The sequence below is a fragment of the Cyanobium sp. WKJ7-Wakatipu genome, assembly GCF_024345355.1.
Taxonomy (GTDB): domain Bacteria; phylum Cyanobacteriota; class Cyanobacteriia; order PCC-6307; family Cyanobiaceae; genus Cyanobium_A; species Cyanobium_A usitatum.
Window position 1 is genome coordinate 22,539 of sequence record NZ_JAGQAY010000014.1, and the last position, 17,603, is coordinate 40,141.

General features: G+C 64.9%; 17 protein-coding genes and 2 tRNA genes. 9 read left to right on the forward strand and 10 right to left on the reverse strand.

The features are described 5' to 3' along the window. The first annotated feature begins 47 nt into the window (after nucleotides 1-47). The 3 genes from KBY83_RS09470 to recA all read left to right on the forward strand — a co-directional run bounded on the left by KBY83_RS09470 (nucleotide 48) and on the right by recA (nucleotide 2,374). Nucleotides 48-119: transfer RNA gene (locus KBY83_RS09470), tRNA-Gln, on the forward strand. 9 nt (nucleotides 120-128) lie between these two features. Then, nucleotides 129-917, forward strand: a complete 789-nt coding sequence (locus KBY83_RS09475; protein ID WP_255019281.1) for an HAD family hydrolase — start codon at nucleotides 129-131, stop codon at nucleotides 915-917. A 227-nt stretch (nucleotides 918-1,144) separates the two neighbouring features. Next, nucleotides 1,145-2,374 (forward strand): recombinase RecA, encoded by a 1,230-nt coding sequence (recA, locus tag KBY83_RS09480; protein ID WP_255019283.1) that lies wholly within the window; start codon nucleotides 1,145-1,147, stop codon nucleotides 2,372-2,374. 15 nt (nucleotides 2,375-2,389) lie between these two features. On the opposite strand, the gene KBY83_RS09485 is transcribed toward recA, so the two are convergent. From KBY83_RS09485 to KBY83_RS09495, 3 genes are read right to left on the reverse strand one after another with little or no spacing between them, the layout of a single operon-like run. After that, nucleotides 2,390-2,779 (reverse strand): DUF1815 family protein, encoded by a 390-nt coding sequence (locus tag KBY83_RS09485; RefSeq protein ID WP_255019284.1) that lies wholly within the window; start codon nucleotides 2,777-2,779, stop codon nucleotides 2,390-2,392. Nucleotides 2,780-2,831: 52 nt separating this feature from the next. Further along, the gene (locus tag KBY83_RS09490; protein ID WP_254941839.1) at nucleotides 2,832-3,080 is read right to left on the reverse strand and encodes a DUF2839 domain-containing protein; all 249 of its coding nucleotides are present in this window, start codon (nucleotides 3,078-3,080) and stop codon (nucleotides 2,832-2,834) included. A gap of 38 nt (nucleotides 3,081-3,118) precedes the next feature. Continuing rightward, entirely contained in the window at nucleotides 3,119-4,555 is a 1,437-nt protein-coding gene (locus KBY83_RS09495; protein WP_255019286.1) for a helicase, read from the reverse strand. Between the two features lie 59 nt (nucleotides 4,556-4,614). Between KBY83_RS09495 and KBY83_RS09500 the strand changes: the two genes are divergently transcribed. After that, nucleotides 4,615-5,526 (forward strand): prephenate/arogenate dehydrogenase, encoded by a 912-nt coding sequence (locus KBY83_RS09500; RefSeq protein ID WP_255019287.1) that lies wholly within the window; start codon nucleotides 4,615-4,617, stop codon nucleotides 5,524-5,526. Between the two features lie 14 nt (nucleotides 5,527-5,540). On the opposite strand, the gene crtD is transcribed toward KBY83_RS09500, so the two are convergent. Then, nucleotides 5,541-7,079, reverse strand: coding sequence for a C-3',4' desaturase CrtD (crtD, locus tag KBY83_RS09505; RefSeq protein ID WP_255019289.1), 1,539 nt, complete (start codon nucleotides 7,077-7,079; stop codon nucleotides 5,541-5,543). A gap of 20 nt (nucleotides 7,080-7,099) precedes the next feature. Between crtD and KBY83_RS09510 the strand changes: the two genes are divergently transcribed. Continuing rightward, the gene (locus tag KBY83_RS09510; RefSeq protein WP_255019290.1) at nucleotides 7,100-8,002 is read left to right on the forward strand and encodes a fructosamine kinase family protein; all 903 of its coding nucleotides are present in this window, start codon (nucleotides 7,100-7,102) and stop codon (nucleotides 8,000-8,002) included. On the opposite strand, the gene KBY83_RS09515 is transcribed toward KBY83_RS09510, so the two are convergent. After that, the gene (locus KBY83_RS09515) at nucleotides 8,003-8,389 is read right to left on the reverse strand and encodes a CAAD domain-containing protein (protein WP_106632368.1); all 387 of its coding nucleotides are present in this window, start codon (nucleotides 8,387-8,389) and stop codon (nucleotides 8,003-8,005) included. A 47-nt stretch (nucleotides 8,390-8,436) separates the two neighbouring features. Here KBY83_RS09515 and KBY83_RS09520 point away from each other — a divergent pair, with 47 nt between their 5' ends. Further along, a complete protein-coding gene (locus tag KBY83_RS09520) occupies nucleotides 8,437-8,883 on the forward strand; it encodes a M67 family metallopeptidase (protein WP_161956153.1) in 447 nt (148 codons plus the stop codon). Nucleotides 8,884-8,894: 11 nt separating this feature from the next. Next, nucleotides 8,895-10,067, forward strand: a complete 1,173-nt coding sequence (moeB, locus tag KBY83_RS09525) for a molybdopterin-synthase adenylyltransferase MoeB (RefSeq protein WP_255019310.1) — start codon at nucleotides 8,895-8,897, stop codon at nucleotides 10,065-10,067. A 23-nt stretch (nucleotides 10,068-10,090) separates the two neighbouring features. On the opposite strand, the gene KBY83_RS09530 is transcribed toward moeB, so the two are convergent. After that, entirely contained in the window at nucleotides 10,091-11,239 is a 1,149-nt protein-coding gene (locus KBY83_RS09530; RefSeq protein WP_106632366.1) for a cob(I)yrinic acid a,c-diamide adenosyltransferase, read from the reverse strand. A gap of 64 nt (nucleotides 11,240-11,303) precedes the next feature. On the opposite strand from KBY83_RS09530, the gene larE reads away from it, so the two are divergent. Continuing rightward, nucleotides 11,304-12,164, forward strand: coding sequence for an ATP-dependent sacrificial sulfur transferase LarE (larE, locus tag KBY83_RS09535; protein ID WP_255019291.1), 861 nt, complete (start codon nucleotides 11,304-11,306; stop codon nucleotides 12,162-12,164). Between the two features lie 14 nt (nucleotides 12,165-12,178). On the opposite strand, the gene speD is transcribed toward larE, so the two are convergent. Beyond that, the gene (gene speD / locus KBY83_RS09540; RefSeq protein ID WP_255019292.1) at nucleotides 12,179-12,685 is read right to left on the reverse strand and encodes an adenosylmethionine decarboxylase; all 507 of its coding nucleotides are present in this window, start codon (nucleotides 12,683-12,685) and stop codon (nucleotides 12,179-12,181) included. Between the two features lie 62 nt (nucleotides 12,686-12,747). Further along, the gene (gene recF / locus KBY83_RS09545) at nucleotides 12,748-13,851 is read right to left on the reverse strand and encodes a DNA replication/repair protein RecF (protein ID WP_255019311.1); all 1,104 of its coding nucleotides are present in this window, start codon (nucleotides 13,849-13,851) and stop codon (nucleotides 12,748-12,750) included. A gap of 64 nt (nucleotides 13,852-13,915) precedes the next feature. Between recF and KBY83_RS09550 the strand changes: the two genes are divergently transcribed. Beyond that, nucleotides 13,916-13,989 (forward strand) — tRNA-Arg (locus KBY83_RS09550). A 128-nt stretch (nucleotides 13,990-14,117) separates the two neighbouring features. Here KBY83_RS09550 and KBY83_RS09555 read toward each other — a convergent pair. Together KBY83_RS09555 and ppc are read right to left on the reverse strand one after the other, a co-directional pair. Continuing rightward, on the reverse strand, nucleotides 14,118-14,579 hold the full coding sequence (locus tag KBY83_RS09555) for an N-acetyltransferase (RefSeq protein ID WP_255019293.1): 462 nt from the start codon (nucleotides 14,577-14,579) through the stop codon (nucleotides 14,118-14,120). A gap of 50 nt (nucleotides 14,580-14,629) precedes the next feature. Continuing rightward, nucleotides 14,630-17,581: a phosphoenolpyruvate carboxylase gene (gene ppc / locus KBY83_RS09560; protein WP_255019294.1), complete on the reverse strand. Its 2,952-nt coding sequence runs from the start codon at nucleotides 17,579-17,581 to the stop codon at nucleotides 14,630-14,632. Nucleotides 17,582-17,603 lie beyond the last annotated feature (22 nt).

Consider the following 17,603-nt stretch of genomic DNA (forward strand, 5'->3'; position numbering starts at 1 on the left):
GTTGAGCCCATCCGTTAGGTTTGGTTCAAGCTCTTTCAGAGCGCCATTGGGTCGTCGCCAAGCGGTAAGGCAGCGGTTTTTGGTACCGCCATTCCTAGGTTCGAATCCTAGCGACCCAGTTTTGATCCATGTCTTTCGCTCCCCCTGCTGCGACTGGCTTTTGGGCTAAATCTGGCCCCTTGATCGTTTTTGATTTCGACGGGGTGTTGATGGATGGCATGCCCGAATACTGGTGGTCGGCCCGGGCGGCGGCCCTGCAGCTGGCTCCAGAGCTGGTGCTCCCAGAGCAGGCACCGGCAGGTTTCACCAGCTTGCGGCCCCTGATTCACAAGGGTTGGGAGATGGTGCTGATGGCAGCGGAGCTGGGCCGCCCGGATCTCAACTTGGAGGAGTTGCTGGCCGATTACGACGGGGCCTTGCCTGCCGCTCTGGCCCGTTGGGGGTGGCAGCCGGAGCGGCTGCAGCGCCAGCTCGAGCAGGTCCGCAATGGCGCCATCGCTGAAGCGCCTGCTGCCTGGCTTTCCCGCCACAGGTTTTACCCGGGGGTGAAGGAGCGATTACAGCGCTTGGGGCAGGAAGGGGCCGACTGGGTGGTGCTCACCACCAAGGGCGCCGCTTTTGCGGCCAGGCTGTTGGCGGCGGCGGCTCTAGAGCCTTCCGCCCTTTATGGCCACGAGCACGGCAGCAAGCCCGAGGTGCTGCACCAGCTGCTGGATCAGGGGCGCCCGCTCTGGTTTGTTGAAGACAGACGCCCCACGCTGGCAACGGTGCGGGCCGATTCCCGCTTGGCATCGGTCCGTTGTTTTTTGGTGAGTTGGGGGTACTTGGGTCCCCAGGACGCTGAGGCTTTGCCGGCTGGCATCGGCTGGCTGACGCCGGAGCTATTTGCTGCCCCCCTGGCGCAATGGCCCCAGTGAGCTAGAGTACGCTCGTACTATTAGCAATTGATACGCCGGCCCGCTTTAGGGGCACTAGCTGCTTAGAGGCCGCAGGATGGCCGTCTTCGGGTTTGCCTGGAGGTCGTGCCTGCGGGTCATGCCGATTTACGGCTAGCTCCCCGCCCTGCTTTGCGTCTTTGCGGCCTGTTCCTTCGCATTTGATTGCTGTTATGCCCGCTACCCCTAACTCCTCCTCCAGCCCTTCCGTGCCCCCTGCTTCCCGCGCCTCAGCCAGTTCTGCTTCGGCTTCTGCCTCTTCTGCAGCTACCGCCTCTTCAGCTACTAATTCTGCGGCTACGGCCTCTTCAGCTAATAATTCGACTGCCGATAGCCGGGCAGCAGCCGAGCGCGACAAGGCCTTGGGGCTTGTCTTGAATCAGATCGAGCGCAATTTCGGCAAGGGTTCGATCATGCGCCTGGGGGATGCCTCCCGCATGCGGGTGGAAACCATCGGCACTGGGGCCCTCACCCTGGATCTGGCCTTGGGTGGGGGCTATCCCAAGGGTCGCGTAGTTGAGGTCTATGGGCCGGAGAGTTCCGGTAAGACCACCCTCACCCTGCATGCCATTGCTGAGGTGCAGAAGCGAGGTGGTGTGGCCGCTTTTGTGGATGCGGAGCATGCCCTCGACCCCGTCTATGCAGCGGCCCTTGGCGTTGACATTGAAAACCTGCTGGTCTCCCAACCGGATACCGGTGAGATGGCTTTGGAGATCGTCGACCAGCTGGTGCGTTCAGCGGCCGTGGACATCGTGGTGATCGACTCGGTGGCGGCCTTGACCCCCCGCGCTGAAATTGAAGGTGAAATGGGGGACCTGGCTGTAGGTGCCCAGGCTCGCCTGATGAGCCAGGCCATGCGCAAGATCACCGGCAACATCGGTAAATCCGGCTGCACCGTGATCTTCCTCAACCAGCTGCGCCAGAAGATCGGTGTCACCTACGGCAATCCGGAAACCACCACCGGTGGTAACGCCCTCAAGTTTTATGCATCGGTGCGCTTGGACATTCGCCGGATTCAGACCCTCAAGCGGGGCACCGAGGAGTACGGCATCCGCGCCAAGGTGAAGGTGGCAAAAAACAAAGTCGCCCCGCCCTTCCGGATCGCCGAATTCGACATCCTGTTTGGCCGTGGCATCAGCACCCTTGGCTGTTTGCTCGACCTGGCCGAGGAGACCGGTGTGGTGATCCGCAAAGGTGCCTGGTACAGCTACGAGGGCGACAACATTGGTCAGGGCCGGGACAACACGATCACCTGGTTGGAGCAAAACCCAGCCCAGGCTGAGGTGATTGAGCAACTCACTCGGCAAAAGCTGAAGGAGGGCTCAGAGGTCACCGCCAATTCCATGAAGCCCCTGGCCGCGGCTGCTAAGGCGGCTGTTGCAGCATCAGGGCTCGCTGAAGCGGGCGATGGCCTCGAAGAGTTGTTGGTGGCTAGCTGAGCGGCTTGCTCCAGCTCAAGGGAGCGTGAATGCTCCCTTGAGCTGGTTGGGGTTAGGCGGGTTGGCTGGCGATTGAGCTCGCGATCCCTTTGCTGCCACGGGGCTTTGGAGCACCTGGGCGACTCGCTGTAGCTCCTGGATGGCTTCGGCTCCTTCTAGCTTCACCAGTTCGTGGCCATCGCGGGATTCCACCCAGCTGATGCCGAAATCGGAAACTAAAAACCGCACCATGTGGTTCGCGTCGAGGTTGGCGACGAAGGAGGCCCCGTGACCGTCCCGGCCATCACCGCAGACGTAGCAGGTGGCAGCAATGCCTCGGTCTTGAAGGCTTTTGGCGAGAGCCTGAAGACTCATCACCAGGTCGTGAACCACAGATCTGTACTGCTCGGCTAAGCGTGGGAACACGACGACCAGACGGATTCAAAAGATCCTAATCTTTTCTTCAGGATTTCGCGGGTCAGCCGTCGGACAGGTTCCACCAGCCGGCTGCTGGGCCGACAAAACGCACCGTCAGCCAGAACAGCACCAGGGCGCCGATGCCTATCCAGGCCCCTTTGGTGGTGAGGGTGACGAAGCGATCAGCCTGGTTGCGCGTCAGGGGCAGCCAGGCTGCGACGCGTGGCGAGGTGTCAATTTCTTTCGGCCGTTTTGGCTTAACCAGCTTGGGTGGCAGTCCCTGAATACTGCGACGCTTGGCTTCCCCCATGGCCTCCGCTACTTGGATGGTGAAGTCAGGATCCCACGTCAGTGAGGCAGTAAGCGGGTCAGGTTGATCCAGGGTTCCAGGGCTGCAAGCACCTGGCGGCCCCAGCTCCGCCCCCGCAGCCGTCCATCCAGTACGGCCAGCCGGCCAGCGCCCTCGCGCCTAAGCCCCGCTACACCGAGCTGCAAACGGGTGAGGGCATCTGGCAGCAGGCCCTCTCGGAACCAATCGCGCCCCCCTTGGCGTAATGCCATTACTCGCGCAGCGGTGAGGGGATCTTCGAGGCTGGCGATCGGCAGCAGGGCGATCACGATCTGGCCTGGCAGCGGCAGCCGGGTCTGCTGTTCGAGCCACCAGCACCAGCGTGCACAAATCACCCCATTGCCTTTGGGCGCGGTGCTCTCGTGCACTACTCGACTGCCGAATTCCGCTGCCAGCCCACTGGTCAGTCCTAATCGCAGGGCGTCGTCATCGATCAGCACGACCGTTAGCCCAGCTTGGCCAAGGATCAGCCGCCGGCTTTGCTCGAGCAGGTGCTGTCCGTAGTTCGGGCTATTCGGCAGCGGTTGGCGCAGCGGCGCAAACAGGGGCAGGGGGTCGGCAAGGGGCGCATCGCCGAGATTCAGCTCCACAGCAGGCTGCAGCCCCAATTCACTCCCCGGCGCAAGTTGGCCCAGCAGCACCGCACCCCGCCGCTCCAGCAGGCCGCGCAGCACCGCCAAGGGCTCGAGGGGGTGGCGGTGCAGTTGCCATTGCAGCAGTTGGGGATTCAGCTGGGCCCAGCTGGTCCAGCCTTCGCCCTTGGCGGCCAGCCAGTCGGGCCATGGCGCGGGTAGGGGGCTTAGCAGCTGCAGTAGATGGCGCAGGGGGGCTTCGTCGTCTGGGGACAGGGCCACCAGCTGGTTGGGACGGTGGGGGGCGCTGAGCACTCGGCGATTGAGCCGTTGGTGCAGGCTCAGCAGGCTTGACTCGGCCGCGGGCTGGGCCCGCCGCAGTTGGTCCCAGTGCTGGGGCGTGACCACCACCTCCAGGGCTTGGCGCAGCAGGGTGTCGAGCTGTTCCGCCTCCGGGATCACCAGTTGGCGCTCCCCCAGCCACCCCTTTTGCCAGGCCGCCACCAGCTGTTGATGGTTAAGCAACCAGGCGCGGGCATCTTCTGGTGCTCGGTCGCCCTCGAAGCAGGGCAGGGCCATGCTTGGTTCGGCCTTTGCCAGCCTGGGCAGCTCCACCTGTAGCAGCCGTTGGCGTTGGGCCTCGCCCACCACTATTGCCAGGGGGCACTCGCTCAGGGCAAGGGGTACCAGCAGGCTGATCCACCAGCTGGGTTCGCTGCCTGGGGCTAGTCGCACCAGGGTGTGGTCGCCGCGGCGCAGGCTGCGGGCCACCAAGCGGCTGAGGCTGAGGTGGTGGGGCCAGGGAGCACTGCCCTCCTGGCGCAATAGGTCTTTGAGTTGCTGATGGGCGCGGGCTTCGAGCATTCCCAGCCAACCAACAGATCAAAAGCGTAGGAAGCTGGCGGGATGGCTCCTGCGCCCCGATGACTCCCCATTCCTTGCCCAGCCCCCAGGCTCGTGCTCACAGCACTGCCAATCCGTGGCGGCAGGGGCCCGTGGGGATCGTGGGCTTGGGATTGATTGGCGGCTCCTTGGGGCTGGATCTGCAGCACCAAGGCGTGGAGGTGCGTGCCTTAGTGCACCGTGAGGCCACCGCCGAGCGAGCCCGGCAGCGGCTACTGGCCACCGAGGTGGGCACCAACCCCGCCGTGCTGGCGGGCTGCAGCCTGGTGGTGCTGGCCCTGCCCTTAGACCGGCTGCTGGAGCCGCCGCAGGAGTTGGTGGCGGCGTTGCCACCCCAGGCGGTGATCACCGATGTGGGTTCGGTGAAGGCGCCGGTGCTGGAGCTCTGGCAGGGCCTGCATCCCCGTTTTGTCGCTAGTCATCCGATGGCCGGTACGGCTGAGGCGGGGGTGGAGGCGGGCCAGCACGGGTTGTTTCACGGGCGCCCTTGGGTGGCGACCCCCGCTGCCGCTACCGATCCGCAGGCGCTGGCGTTGGTTCAGGGCTTGGCCCAGGCTGTGGGGGCCCACTGGCTCAGTTGCGGCGCCGCTGAGCACGACCAAGCGGTGGCGCTGATCTCCCACCTCCCGGTTTTGGTGGGTGCCGCCTTGCTGCAGACGGCTGATCGGGCTGGCGCTGCGGGCGCCGGGGATCTAGCCGGCCTAGTGCGCGCCCTGGCTTCCAGCGGCTTTGCCGACACCAGCCGGGTGGGCGGCGGCAATCCGGAGTTGGGCACCCTGATGGCCCGCTGCAACCGCGAGGCGCTGCTAGTGGCGCTGGCGGTCTACCGGCAGCAGCTGGAAGCCCTCGAGCAGCAGGTGAGCCAGGGGAATTGGCAGGGCTTGCGGCAGGTGCTCGATCGCAGCCAGGAGTTGCGGCCGCAGTTTCTCTGATCCCCCTGACATGGCTAGGTTCTCAGTCCGCTGAGGCTCAGCGTCTGGCCCCGCTCTGCCAGCAGCTGCCGGCAGGCCATCAGGGCTGAGAGGCCGACGGCGGCGGTGCCCTCTCCGGGGTGGATCGAATCACCGCACAGCCACAGGCCCGGCAGAGGGGTTCGGCTGGCTAGGCCGAAGGGCCCGAAGCGGCTGGGGTGCTGTCCCAGACCACCCACAAAGCCAAAGGGCCGCCCGGTCCAGCGCTCAAAACCCCGGGGTGTGGCCAGCTCAGCGTGGCGCCACTGTGCTGGGCTGATGCCCAGCAGCGACTCCAACCCCCGCTGCATGGCGGCCAGCGCTTCGGCCTTGGCTTGGTCGTAGGCGGTGGGTTCGAGGCCAAACCAGGGTTTCGCTGGTGTGAAAACGCTGGCGATCACCGTGGCCAGGCCCACCGGCGCCCGGCCGTCGCCCTCGTGGCTCACCGACACAAACAAGGTGCCCGGATCGGCCCAATCGAGTTGTAGGTGGCTGGGGCAGTTGGCAGGCAGCAGTGCTCGCTCAATGGCACCGTAAAAAACCAATGCCCCAGATGGATCGCTCAAATCTTCTATCCGGCTGCGGTAGCCCGCGGGTAGCTGCTGCCCGAGCAGAGCGGGCAGGCTTTGCACCGGTATGGCCAGCACCACATTGGTAGCGCTCAAGCTGAACTCCTGCCCCTTGCCGGCCCCCCCTAGCTGCTCGCCCTGCAACCTCCAGCCCGCCCCGCCTCCAGGCTCGTTGTTGCGCTGCAGGGCTTTCACCCGATGCCGCAGTCGCAGCTGGCCGCCGCCGGCAGCCAGGGCCTGCTCAAGCTGCTGGCTGAGCACCTGCATTGAGCCCTGCAGGTGCCAGAGCCCCAGCGGTGCCTGGCCCATGGCCAGCACGGTGGCGCCATAGAGGGCGGCGGTGCGATCGGCGGGCTCCTGGGAGTAGAGGCGTAGCTGCAGATCGAGGAAGCGGCGCAGGCGCGGGTCGCCGCCGCAGCCCGTGAGCGCCAGCAGATCGGCCACCGTGGCGCCGGCCAGCAGGCCGCTGGCCAGGTTGGCGGGGCGCAGGGCCGGCAGCAGCTGGCCCAGATCCCAGAGGGTGCGCGGTGGTAGCACCGGATCGCGGCCAGCGAAGGTCCAGTTGGCCTGGTGCAGGACGGCGCACAGTTGCCAGAAGCGGCCGCTGCCGGGAAACTGCTGCTCCCGCTCGGCGGCCCAGCGCTCCGGTTCGCGCCAGATCCGCACCGGCGGCTGGCCATCGGCCAGATCCACCACGCAGGCCGGATCCAGGGGGGTGGCCTGCGGTAAGGGCAGAGCGAAGTGGGCCAGCAGGCGCTGGTGGCTGCCGCCAGGTTCCAGGCCTGCCACCTGGGTGGCGCCCACATCAAAGGTGTAGGGGCCGCGGCGGAAGGTGCCGGCGCAGCCGCCGCTCTGCTGGTGGGCTTCCAGCAGTTCCACCGTCAGGCCCTCCCGGGCCAGCAGGGCTGCGGCGGTGAGGCCGGCGATGCCGGCGCCCACCACCACCACATCGAGGCGCTTCTCCATGGCGCCATGCTGGCAACCAGGTGCGCGGGCGCGCGATGCAGGCCTGGGTAGAGCAGCAGCTCGGCTGCGCCGTGGTGGCCCAGACGCCTCTGGGGGGTGGTTGTATCCACCAGGCCTGGCGGCTGGAGTTGGCTGATGGTCGCAGCTTGTTTGCCAAGACCAACGCGGCCGTAGCCCTGCCCATGTTTGAGGCGGAGCTAAGCGGCCTGCGGCAGTTGGCACAGCATGCGCCTGCCGCGCTGGTGATTCCAGAGCCCCTGGCATGGGGAGTGGCCGGCGATCTCGCCGTGCTGCTGCTCAGCTGGCTGCAGTTGGCAGGCTCACCTGGCGCCGCAGCTGAAAGTGGTTGGTTTCAATGCGGCCAGGGCTTGGCCCAGCTGCACCGCAGCAGTGCCGGCTCGGCACCAGCCCAGGGTTACGGGGCTGCGGCAGACAACTTCATTGGATCAGCCCCCCAGCCCAACGGCTGGCGCTCCGATTGGGGGGTGTTTTTTGCGGAGTGTCGCTTGTCGCCCCAGCTGGCCTGGGCCGCTAGCCGGGGAGAGCCGCTGCGGGGAGCACGGGAGCTGCTGGAGCTGGTGCTGCTACGGCTAAGCGGCCATCACTGTGAGCCGGTGCTTGTGCACGGGGATCTCTGGTGCGGCAATGCGGGCCTGCTGACCAATGGCTGCAGCACAATTTTCGACCCCGCTTGCTATTGGGGGGATCGGGAGGTGGATATGGCGATGGCCCAGCTATTCGGCGGATTTCCGAAAGCTTTTTTTAGCGGTTACGAAGATGTCTGGCCGCTGGAGCCTGGGGCCAAGGCTCGGGTCGCCCTCTACAACCTGTACCACCTTTTGAATCACGCCAATCTGTTTGGCGGCGGCTGGGGGCGCCAGGCTCAAGCCAGCATTGATCAGCTGCTAGTTAATAGGAGCTGATTAGCCCAGATATTCCTTGCGGAGGTTCTGGACCTTGGCCACCACGGCACCACGCTTTTCGCTGGTGGTGAGGTTGTGCCAACTCCACTGGCCGACAACCACCAAGCCCAGCAGTTCCAGCAGGCCAGGAACTACGGGCAGCAGGTTTATTGCGTCGAGCACTCCTTTGATCAGGATCTGAGCGACGATCACAGCCAGAATCACCCCGCTGGCTTTGCCGATCCGTCCCATCTGGCTCCAGTCCACCTGGTCCAGGGTGCCGTTCACCTTGGCAAGAATTTCGCTGTAACGCTCACTGAAGCTGGCTTCGGCTGCACCGGAGGTGGCGTCAGTCTCCACTTCAGTGGCAGTGCCCTGCTCAACCGCGTCGGTGGTGGTATCGCTCATGGACCGGTTGGGAGGCGAATGTTTGGAATGATTCATAAGGTATCGGCGTGTTCTCCCAAGCGCCAGAGCAAATCAGGGCAGATCTGCACCTGCTCACCGTTTTGCGCCCCATCCTGGCCAGCGCAGAACCGGAGGAGGGTTGTGCCCTGTTGCTTGGTGAACGCTTGGACTTCGACTGGCAACTGCGCCTGGTCTGGCCGTGTTGCAACGTCTGGCCCCAGCCTCAGCAACGCTGCCAGCGCTTTGCGATTGATCCAAGGGAGCAGCTGCAGGCGCAGAAGTGGGGCAGGGCTCAGGGGCTGGAGCTGCTGGGCTCGGCCCACAGCCACCCCACTAGTGGGGCCGTGCCTTCTGGCACCGATCGCAGTCTGTGTGGGATATCCACTTTGATGGTGATCCTCGGGGCCCAAACCCTTGGTGGGGAGTTGGTTGCCTGGTGGCTGCCGGAAGCTCCGGCCGCGCCCCTGCGCCTGCCATGGAGAATGGTGTCCTGATCCAAGAGGCCATGCTTCCTCCCGACACCAGCGGCGTCCAGCTCAGCCCCGATGAGGTTGCTCGCTTTGCCCGGCACCTGATCCTGCCAGAGGTGGGTATGGAGGGGCAAAAGCGGCTCAAGGCAGCTTCTGTTCTGTGCGTGGGCACCGGTGGGCTGGGCTCGCCCCTGCTTCTTTATCTAGCGGCTGCCGGCGTAGGCCGGCTCGGCATCGTCGATTTCGATGTGGTCGACCACTCCAACCTCCAGCGCCAGGTGATCCATGGCACCAGCTGGGTTGGCAAGCCCAAGATTGAATCGGCCAAGGCCCGCATCCTGGAGATCAATCCCCACTGCCAGGTGGATCTCTACGAGACCGCCCTCACCAGCGAAAATGCCCTGGAGATCATTTCCGGCTACGACCTGGTCTGCGACGGCACTGATAACTTCCCCACCCGCTACCTGGTGAACGACGCCTGCGTGCTGCTTGGTAAGCCAAATGTCTACGGCTCGATCTTCCGCTTCGAGGGCCAGGCCACGGTGTTCAACCTGGATGCCGAGAGCCCGAACTACCGCGACCTGTTCCCCGAACCGCCGCCGCCGGGCATGGTGCCCTCCTGCGCCGAGGGCGGCGTGGTGGGGGTGCTGCCCGGAATCATCGGCGTGATCCAGGCCACCGAGGCGGTGAAGATCATCACCGGCATCGGCACCACCCTCAGCGGCCGCCTGCTCCTGTTCGATGCCCTGGCGATGAAGTTCCGCGAGCTGAAGCTGCGGCCCAATCCCGAGCGCCCCGTGATCGACAAACTTATTGACTATCAAGAGTTTTGCGGCGTTGGCGGCACCGCACCTGGCCAGGAAGAATCCGGAGCTGTGGAGAGTATCAGCGTGGGCGAGCTCAAAACGCTGCTCGATGGTGACACCAGTGGCCTGGTGCTGATCGACGTGCGCAATCCCCCCGAGGCTGAGATCGCCGTGATTCCCGGCGCTGTTTTGATCCCTCTCGATCAGATCGAGAACGGCACGGCAGTGGAACGCATCCAGCAGCTGGCGGCGGGCAAAACCCTCTACGCCCACTGCAAGCTGGGCGGCCGTAGTGCCAAGGCCCTGATTGCCCTGAAGCGCCACGGCATCGAGGGCATCAATGTGAGCGGGGGCATCGACGCCTGGAGCCAGGAAGTTGATCCGAGTGTGATGCGCTACTGAGGCCTCTTCTCAGTAATCCAGACTCAGTAATCCACGCCGCGTTTGAGATCGACGCCGCGCTCGGCGTAATGCTTGTGGCACACCATCTCGGAGTGCACCGAAGCCAGGTCGAAATAGGCAGGGCGGTTTTTACAGCGGCCGGTGAGGATTACTTCCGTTTCAGCGGGTTTGCGCAGCAGGGTTTGCACGATCGGCTCCACCGGCAGCAGCTCCAGATCAACTGTGGGGTTGATTTCATCGAGGATCACTGTTTTGTAGAGGCCGCTGGAGATGGCGGCGCGGGCGATCTCCCAAGCACGCTCGGCTTCCACGTAGTCGATCGGCTGCTGTTGGCCGCGCCACACGATCGCGTCGCGCCCGGAGCGCAGGTGATCCACCAGGTGGGGATAGCTCTCGCGAAGTGCGGCGATGGCGGCATCTTCGGTATAGCCAGCGCCACCTTTGAGCCACTGCAGAATCAGCACCCGGTGGCTTTTGTCCTGGCTGATGCCACGGCCGATCGCCTGTAGCCCCTTGCCCAGGGCACTGGTGGATTTCCCCTTGCCTTCACCGGTGTAAATCTCGACGCCTTCAAGGCCACCCGGGCCCTGGTGGGCGCGCATTTCCGAGTGCAGGTCCGCCAGTTGCACCAGCTGGCGGGGCGCACCGCGACCTGTGCAGATCACCTCCATGCCGTCGGGCTTGGCCGCCAGGGTGCGGGCTACATCTTCGATATCAAGCAGGCCCAGATCAAGCACCGGGTTGAGCTCGTCGAGCACCACCACCGAGTAGAGGTCGCTGGCGATGGCCCCTTTGGCAATGTCCCAGCCCCGCTGGGCCTCCTGCCGGTCGAAGCGGGTGGCTTCCTCGGCGCTGAAAAAGTCTCCCCTGCCGGTGCGTACCTGGTCGATCAGGTGGGGAAAGCCCTGTTGCAGGGCTTCGATGGCGGCGTCTTCGTCGTAGGCCCGGCCGGGCCCCTTGAGAAAGCGCAGCAGGAGCACCCGTGTGCGTTTTTGCTCGCAGATACCCAGGCCGATGGTGCGCAGAACCACCCCTAGGGCCGCCTGGCTTTTGCCCTTGCCATCGCCGTCATAGACGTGCAGCTGGCCATGGGCGCGCTCATCGCTGCCGGCCGCCGTACGGATGCCGATACCCCGGCCCGTTCCTCGTTGCGGCGTCTGGGTGCTGCTCATATTGCGATGTTACCGGCGTCATTGGGGTGGGGGTTGCCAAGATCTGGGCAGGAGTTTGGTGGCGATGCTGTTTTCCCCGTTGGAGCTGTTGCCGCCGCCGTTGGAGCTGGCGCTGGCTTCGCTGCGTCAGCAGTTGGCGTGCCTAGATCGGCTGGTGCTGGCCTATTCCGGTGGCGTTGATAGTTCCCTAGTAGCTGCCCTCGCCGTAGAGCAACGCGGCGAGGCGGCTTTGGCGATTACGGGTGTGTCGCCGGCCCTAGCCCCCCACCTGCGGGCGGAGGCGGCGGAGCAGGCTCGTTGGCTGCGGATCACCCACCGGGAGATCGCTACGGCGGAGCTGGCAGATCCGGCCTACGCCAGTAATCCTGACCAGCGCTGCTACGCCTGCAAGCGGGAGCTGCACCGGCTGCTGGCGCCGATCGCGGCCGCGGCGGCAGGGGCGACCGTGCTCGATGGCGTCAATGCCGAGGATCTAGATGATCATCGGCCCGGCATTCGGGCCGCAAAGGAATTCGGAGTGCGTTCGCCCCTGGCCGAGGTGGGCCTCGACAAGGCCGGCGTACGCCAAATTTCTCGGGCCCTGGGATTGCCCTGGTGGGACAAGCCGGCCCAGCCGTGTCTGGCCTCGCGCTTTCCCTACGGCGAACCGATCACGGCGGAGCGGCTGCAGCGGGTGGCTGCAGCGGAAGCCTGGTTGTTGGCAAGGGGATGGCCCCAGGTGCGCGTGCGCTCCCAGGGCCAGACGGCTCGGATTGAACTGCCTTCGGCCCAACTAGAGCGCGCCCTGGGTTTGTGGGCCAAGCCCGAAACCAGGCAGGCGCTGGTGGCGGCCTTCCTGGAGATGGGGTTTAGCGCCGTGGGGCTGGACCTGGAGGGGCTGGTGAGCGGCAAGCTCAACCGGGAACTGGGCTCAGCCAAGTGGTGATTAGCCGGCTGAGATCAGAGGGTCACCGCGGCGGTGAACCCCTGCTCCTGCAACGGATCACGCGGGCTCTCAGCAATCGACGGCGGCGTCTCGCGGCGGAAGCTGGTGAGCTTGTGGTCGTTGGCTGAAAGCTCGGCGGCGAGCACCGCACAGGCTTTTTCCGGCATCGTGTGATCACCGCAGGTGAACACATCAACCGCCGCGTAGCCCGATTCCGGCCAGGTGTGAATCGAGATATGGGATTCGGCCAGCAGGGCCAATCCCGTAACCCCTTGGGGTTCGAATCGGTGGGTGATCAGGTTGAGGAGGGTGGCACCTGCACGCTTCGCTGCTGCAGTGATGGTGTCCCTCAGGAAGACTTCGTCGTCGAGCTTGGCGCTGTCGCAGCCATAAAGCTCAAGGATGCAGTGTTTCCCGACCGTTTCGGAAATCTGGTGAGGCAGGGGAGCGGCTGCGGTGGTAGCAGCAGGGGCCTCAGTCCATCCCGGGTTCGGGTGGAGGCAGGGCAGGGTCTGGGTCATCGAATCCGACCAAACAAGCTCCCAACCATACGCGGTCAACTAGGTGGCTTGGCCTAGTTGACCTACTCAGTTGGCATCTTCGGATCGAGCTGGCCGGCGCGCATCCGCACCACCTGGCTTTCGGCCTGCCAGCCCCCACTGAAGGCTCCCAGGTGGGTGGCACTCACCAGGCACTGGTGACCTTCGCCCACCGCCTCGAGCAGCAATTGTTGCCGCTCCGGATCTAGCTCGGCGAGCACGTCGTCGAGGAGCAGCAGGGGTGGCTCCCCCAGGACGGAGCCCACAAGTTCGAGCTCAGCCAGCTTGAGGGCGAGTACCAATGTGCGCTGCTGGCCAGCCGAGCCATAGCGCCGGGCCGGTTGGCCGGCCAAGGCCAGCTCTAGCTCGTCCCGGTGGGGCCCCACCATGCATTGGCCCAGCCGCAGTTCCTCCTGGCGTTGAAGCTGTAGCTGCTCAAGCAGGGATTGACGCCAAGGTTCCTCAGCCTCCTCTCCCGCCAAGACAGTGCCGCTTTGGTAATTCAGTTGCAGCTGTTCACGGCCGCCGCTGAGCCGCTCCTGCCAGGCTGCGGCTAGGGGCTCGAGGCGCCGGATCGCTCGGAAGCGGCGCCGGTGTAAGCGGGTGCCGATCACGGCCATTTGCAGATCAAAGGTGTCGAGTAGGGCCAGCAGGCTGGTTCCCCCCAGGCCGCGCCGCAGCAATTGGCTGCGCTGGCGTAGCAGCCGGCCGTAGCGACTCAGCAGATCGCCGTAGAGAGGCTCGAGCTGCAGCACCACCCGGTCGAGCCACTGACGCCGGCCAGCGGGCTCGCCCCGCACCAGCTCGAGGTCGAGGGCGCTGAAGCCCACGCAGCGCAGCGAACCCAGCAGGTCAAGCTGGCGCTCCAGCTGCTTGCCGTTGCGCTGGGCCTGCCTGCCGCCACTTCGGCGCAGCTCCAGCTGCAGCTGGTCCCCGCCGCTGGTGAGGGCGCGCACCTGGCCGCTGGCCTCGCCGTGCTGGATCAAATCACGATCGCTACTGGTGCGGTGGGATCGCAGGCAGCCAAGTAATTCCACCGCTTCCAGCAGGTTGGATTTGCCCTCGCCATTGGCCCCGACCACCAGCAGCCGGGGAGCCTCCAGGCTCAGCTCTAGCCGACTGATATTGCGGAAACGCAGCAGCTCCAGGCGATGCAGCCGGATGGGTCTGATGCGGTGTGCGGTTAAGGTAAGCCAGGCAGGGTGCCATTAAGGGCATGTAGCTCAGTTGGATAGAGCATCAGATTCCGGTTCTGAGGGTCGGGGGTTCGAGTCCCTCCATGCTCGTCACCCAACCGCATCCCGCCCCACCTCTCCCCACCGCCGAGGCAGTCAAGGCCCAGGCGGTGGGGTTTTGCTTGGGAACTGTGGTTTGCTGGCCAAGCCCGGTTTGAAATCAACTCTCCAGCTTGAAATCAATTCTCCAGCTTGAGCCCCATGGCGCGGATGCCCCCCGGATCCACGGCAAACCCGTAGCGCTCCAGGGCAGCAAGGGCCTGGGGCGGGGCTGAAAGAGAAATACTGCACCCCGCCAGCTCCCGGCGCAATCGGCCCAAGGCGGCATGGACAAGCACCGCCAGGATCTCTGCCTCAGCTGGATCGGCAGGATCGGCGCAAAGGTCCCAGAGGTTGGCATTGAGGGCGAGGTCGCTGGTAGCTCTGACAAAACCCACCAGCTGGCCATCGGGGCCCGCCACGCCCAAGTGCCAAACGCTTAGCTCCAGCACCCGCTGCCAGCGCTCAGGCTGCCGGCGCCGATCACCCGCTGCCACCAGCAGCCTGTTGAGCGCTTCGGCACTGGGCAGTAGGCCATCGGCCAGCAGGTAATAACCATCCCTCAGTTGTGGGGCTTGGGGCTGGCTGCGGAACGGGATCAAGAGGGAGTCCAGAGCTGGGCTGATCTAGGTAGGGGCTGAAGGGAATGGACTCAGCCGGTGTTGCGCATGCCCGCCGCGATGCCGTTGATGGTGAGCAGGGCGCCCCGCAGCAGTTCACTGCGGCTATAGGTGCGCCCATCGTCGCTGCTGCTGGCGCTCGTTTCACTCATCGGTGGTTGGCGGTTTTGGTCGCGCAGGCGTCTGAGCAGGGCCACCTGCAGGAAGCCGAGCGGAATGATCGTGCGGTTGCGTAGATCCACCGAGAGCTGCAAGGCAGGATCGCCATCCAGCAGTCGGCTGTGGCCTGTGATCGCCAGCACCAGATCGCGGGTAAGGCCAAATTCGGCAGCGATCGACTGGAAGATTGCTTCAAAGGCCTCGCGGTTTTCGCTGCGGCCCAGGGCCTGGACGTAGTGGTGGGCCAGGTCGAGATCCACCTTGGAGAGGGTCATCTCCACTTTGGAAATCAGCATGCGGAAGAACGGCCAGCGCTGGTAGAGCAACCGCAGTAGCTCCAGCTGGCCTGGATCCTGGTCGAGCTCCTCCTGCAGGGCGGCTCCCACCCCAAACCAGCTGGGCAACAGGAAGCGGCTCTGGGTCCAGCCGAATACCCAGGGGATGGCCCGCAGGCTTGAGAGGTCCTTGGCGCCACTCTTGCGGCGGGCCGGGCGGCTGGAGATCTGCAGTTTGCTGATCTCTTCGATTGGGGTCACCTGCTGGAAGAAGGCCACCAGGTCGGGGTTGTCGTGCACCAGGGCCCGGTAGTGGTCGCGGGAGCGGGCCGCCAGTCGGCCCATCAGCTCGTTCCAGCTGGGGGTTTCGTCAACGGGGCTGCTCACCAGGCTGTTCTGCAGCACGGCGGTGGTGACCGTTTCCAGGTTGTAGAGCGCTAGCTCCGGTAGGGAGTATTTGGAGGCCAGCACCTCCCCCTGTTCGGTGATCTTGATGCGGCCGCTGAGGGTGCCGCTGGGCTGGGCCAGGATCGCCTGATATGCAGGCCCACCACCGCGGCCCACCGAGCCGCCCCGGCCGTGGAAGATGCGGAGGGCGACGCCGTGCTCGATGGCCAGACGCTGCAGGGCGATCTGGGCCTTATGGATTTCCCAGTTGCTGGAGAGGAAGCCCGAATCCTTATTGCTGTCGGAGTAGCCCAGCATCACTTCTTGGAGGGGCTGGCCACCGTCACTGCCCAGCAGGGCTAGGTAAAAAGGATGGCGGAACAGGGTGCCCATCACCGCTGGCGCCCTCTGGAGATCCTCCACCGTTTCAAACAGCGGCACCACCAGCAGGCCGGCGCGCTGGGCAAGTGGGTCTACTAGCCCGGCCTCCTTGGCCAGCAGCAGCACCTCCAGCAAATCGGACACCGTGTGACTCATCGAGATCACATAGGTGCGGCAAATACGCGATCCGAATTCCTGCTGCAGCCTCTGCAGCATCCGGAACACGGCGAAGGTTTCGGCTGTGGCGGCACTCCATTTGGCCGTGGGCGGCAGCAGGGGGCGGCGGGTCTGGATTTCGCTGAGCAGCCACTCGACCCGCTGGGCCTCATCCATCTCGCCGTAGGGCACGGCTAACTGCAAGTAGCGGCTGAGTTCGTCGAGGGCATCGCTGTGGCGGGTGCTCTCCTGGCGGATGTCCAGGCTGGCAAGGCAGAAGGCAAAGATCTGGGCCTGGCTGATCAGGTGCTGCAGCGATTCGCAGCTCAGGCCAGTGCGCTCGAGGCTGTCTTGGATCAGTTCCAGGTCGTAGCGGAATTCATCAACCGTGCTGTAGTGCAACTCCTGGGTGGGAGCGGGGGCCATGCTGCCCCCCATCGGCGGTGGTGGGGCACTGCCATCGCAGGGAGACTCCCAGCCGGCATCGGCCAGTTGCTGGTTCCGTTGGTGGGTGAGCCGCAGCCGCTCCATGGTGTAGCTGAGCTTGAGCCGGTAGGGCTCGAGTCGGTAGCGGGCAGCCCGCTCCTCGTAGATCTCCGGGAAGCGCAGCCGGTCCATTTCCAGCGACTCCAGCAGGGCCGGGCTCACCTGGCTCCACTGCATCGAGATGCTGAGCTGGTCACTGAGCTCGTTCACCGCCTTGAGATAGCGCTCCAGCATCAGCTGGCGTTGGTAGCAGGCGGTGCGCCAAGTGATGTCCGGTGTCACCGAGGGGTTGCCGTCCCGGTCTGAGCCCACCCAGGAGCCGAAGGTGCAGAACGAATCCCGTGGCGGTTCCACGTCTGGATAGCTCAGCTTCAGGGCGGCGCGAATGCGATCGCGTAGCTGGGGCATGGCGTCGAAGAGCACCTGCTGGAAGTAGTGCAGGGCGTAGTCGACCTCGTCGAGCACCGTCGGTTTGAACTGGTGTAGTTCGTCGGTGCGCCACCAGAGCCGGATCTCCTCCTCTAGCTGGAGTCTCAGGCCTTGGCGCTCAAGGCAATTGAGGCCGCTGCCCTGCTCCAGTTTCTGGATCAAGGTGGCCACACGCCGCTGCTTGTGCCGCACCGTATGGCGCACAATTTCGGTGGGGTGGGCGGTGAACACCAGCCGCAGGTCGAGGGTGCGCAGCAACTTCTCCAGCTGGGCTGGCGGCACATTCAGGCTGCGCAGGCGGGCGAACAGCTGGCGAAAGGTGGCTGGGTCGGTCTGGTTGGCGAGGGCCGGCAGGAAGGGATCGCTGGGGCCGTTTTCCTGGTTTTTGAGGCTGTCGAGGTAGGTGTCCTCCTCGATGTGTTGCTCGAGGATGTTGACCAGCTGGAAATAAAGCGAAAAGGCCCTGGCCGCGGCGATTGCCTCGGCCAGATCCATCTCGCGGATCAGCTGCACGATCGCCCCAGTGACATCAGCCTCGTCTGGGTCACTCAGCTGCTTGAGGCGCAGCAGTCGCTCGGCCTGCTCGGGGGGGCACTCGCTGCGCAGCACCGTCTCCCAGAGATCTTCAACTAATTCGAGACGCTCGCCCAGCAGCCGCGTGACCCGCTGGGAAGCCGGTATCGCTTCGCTGGCTGCAGCGGGAGTGGGCATGGACTGCCGCATGGGAGCTGAA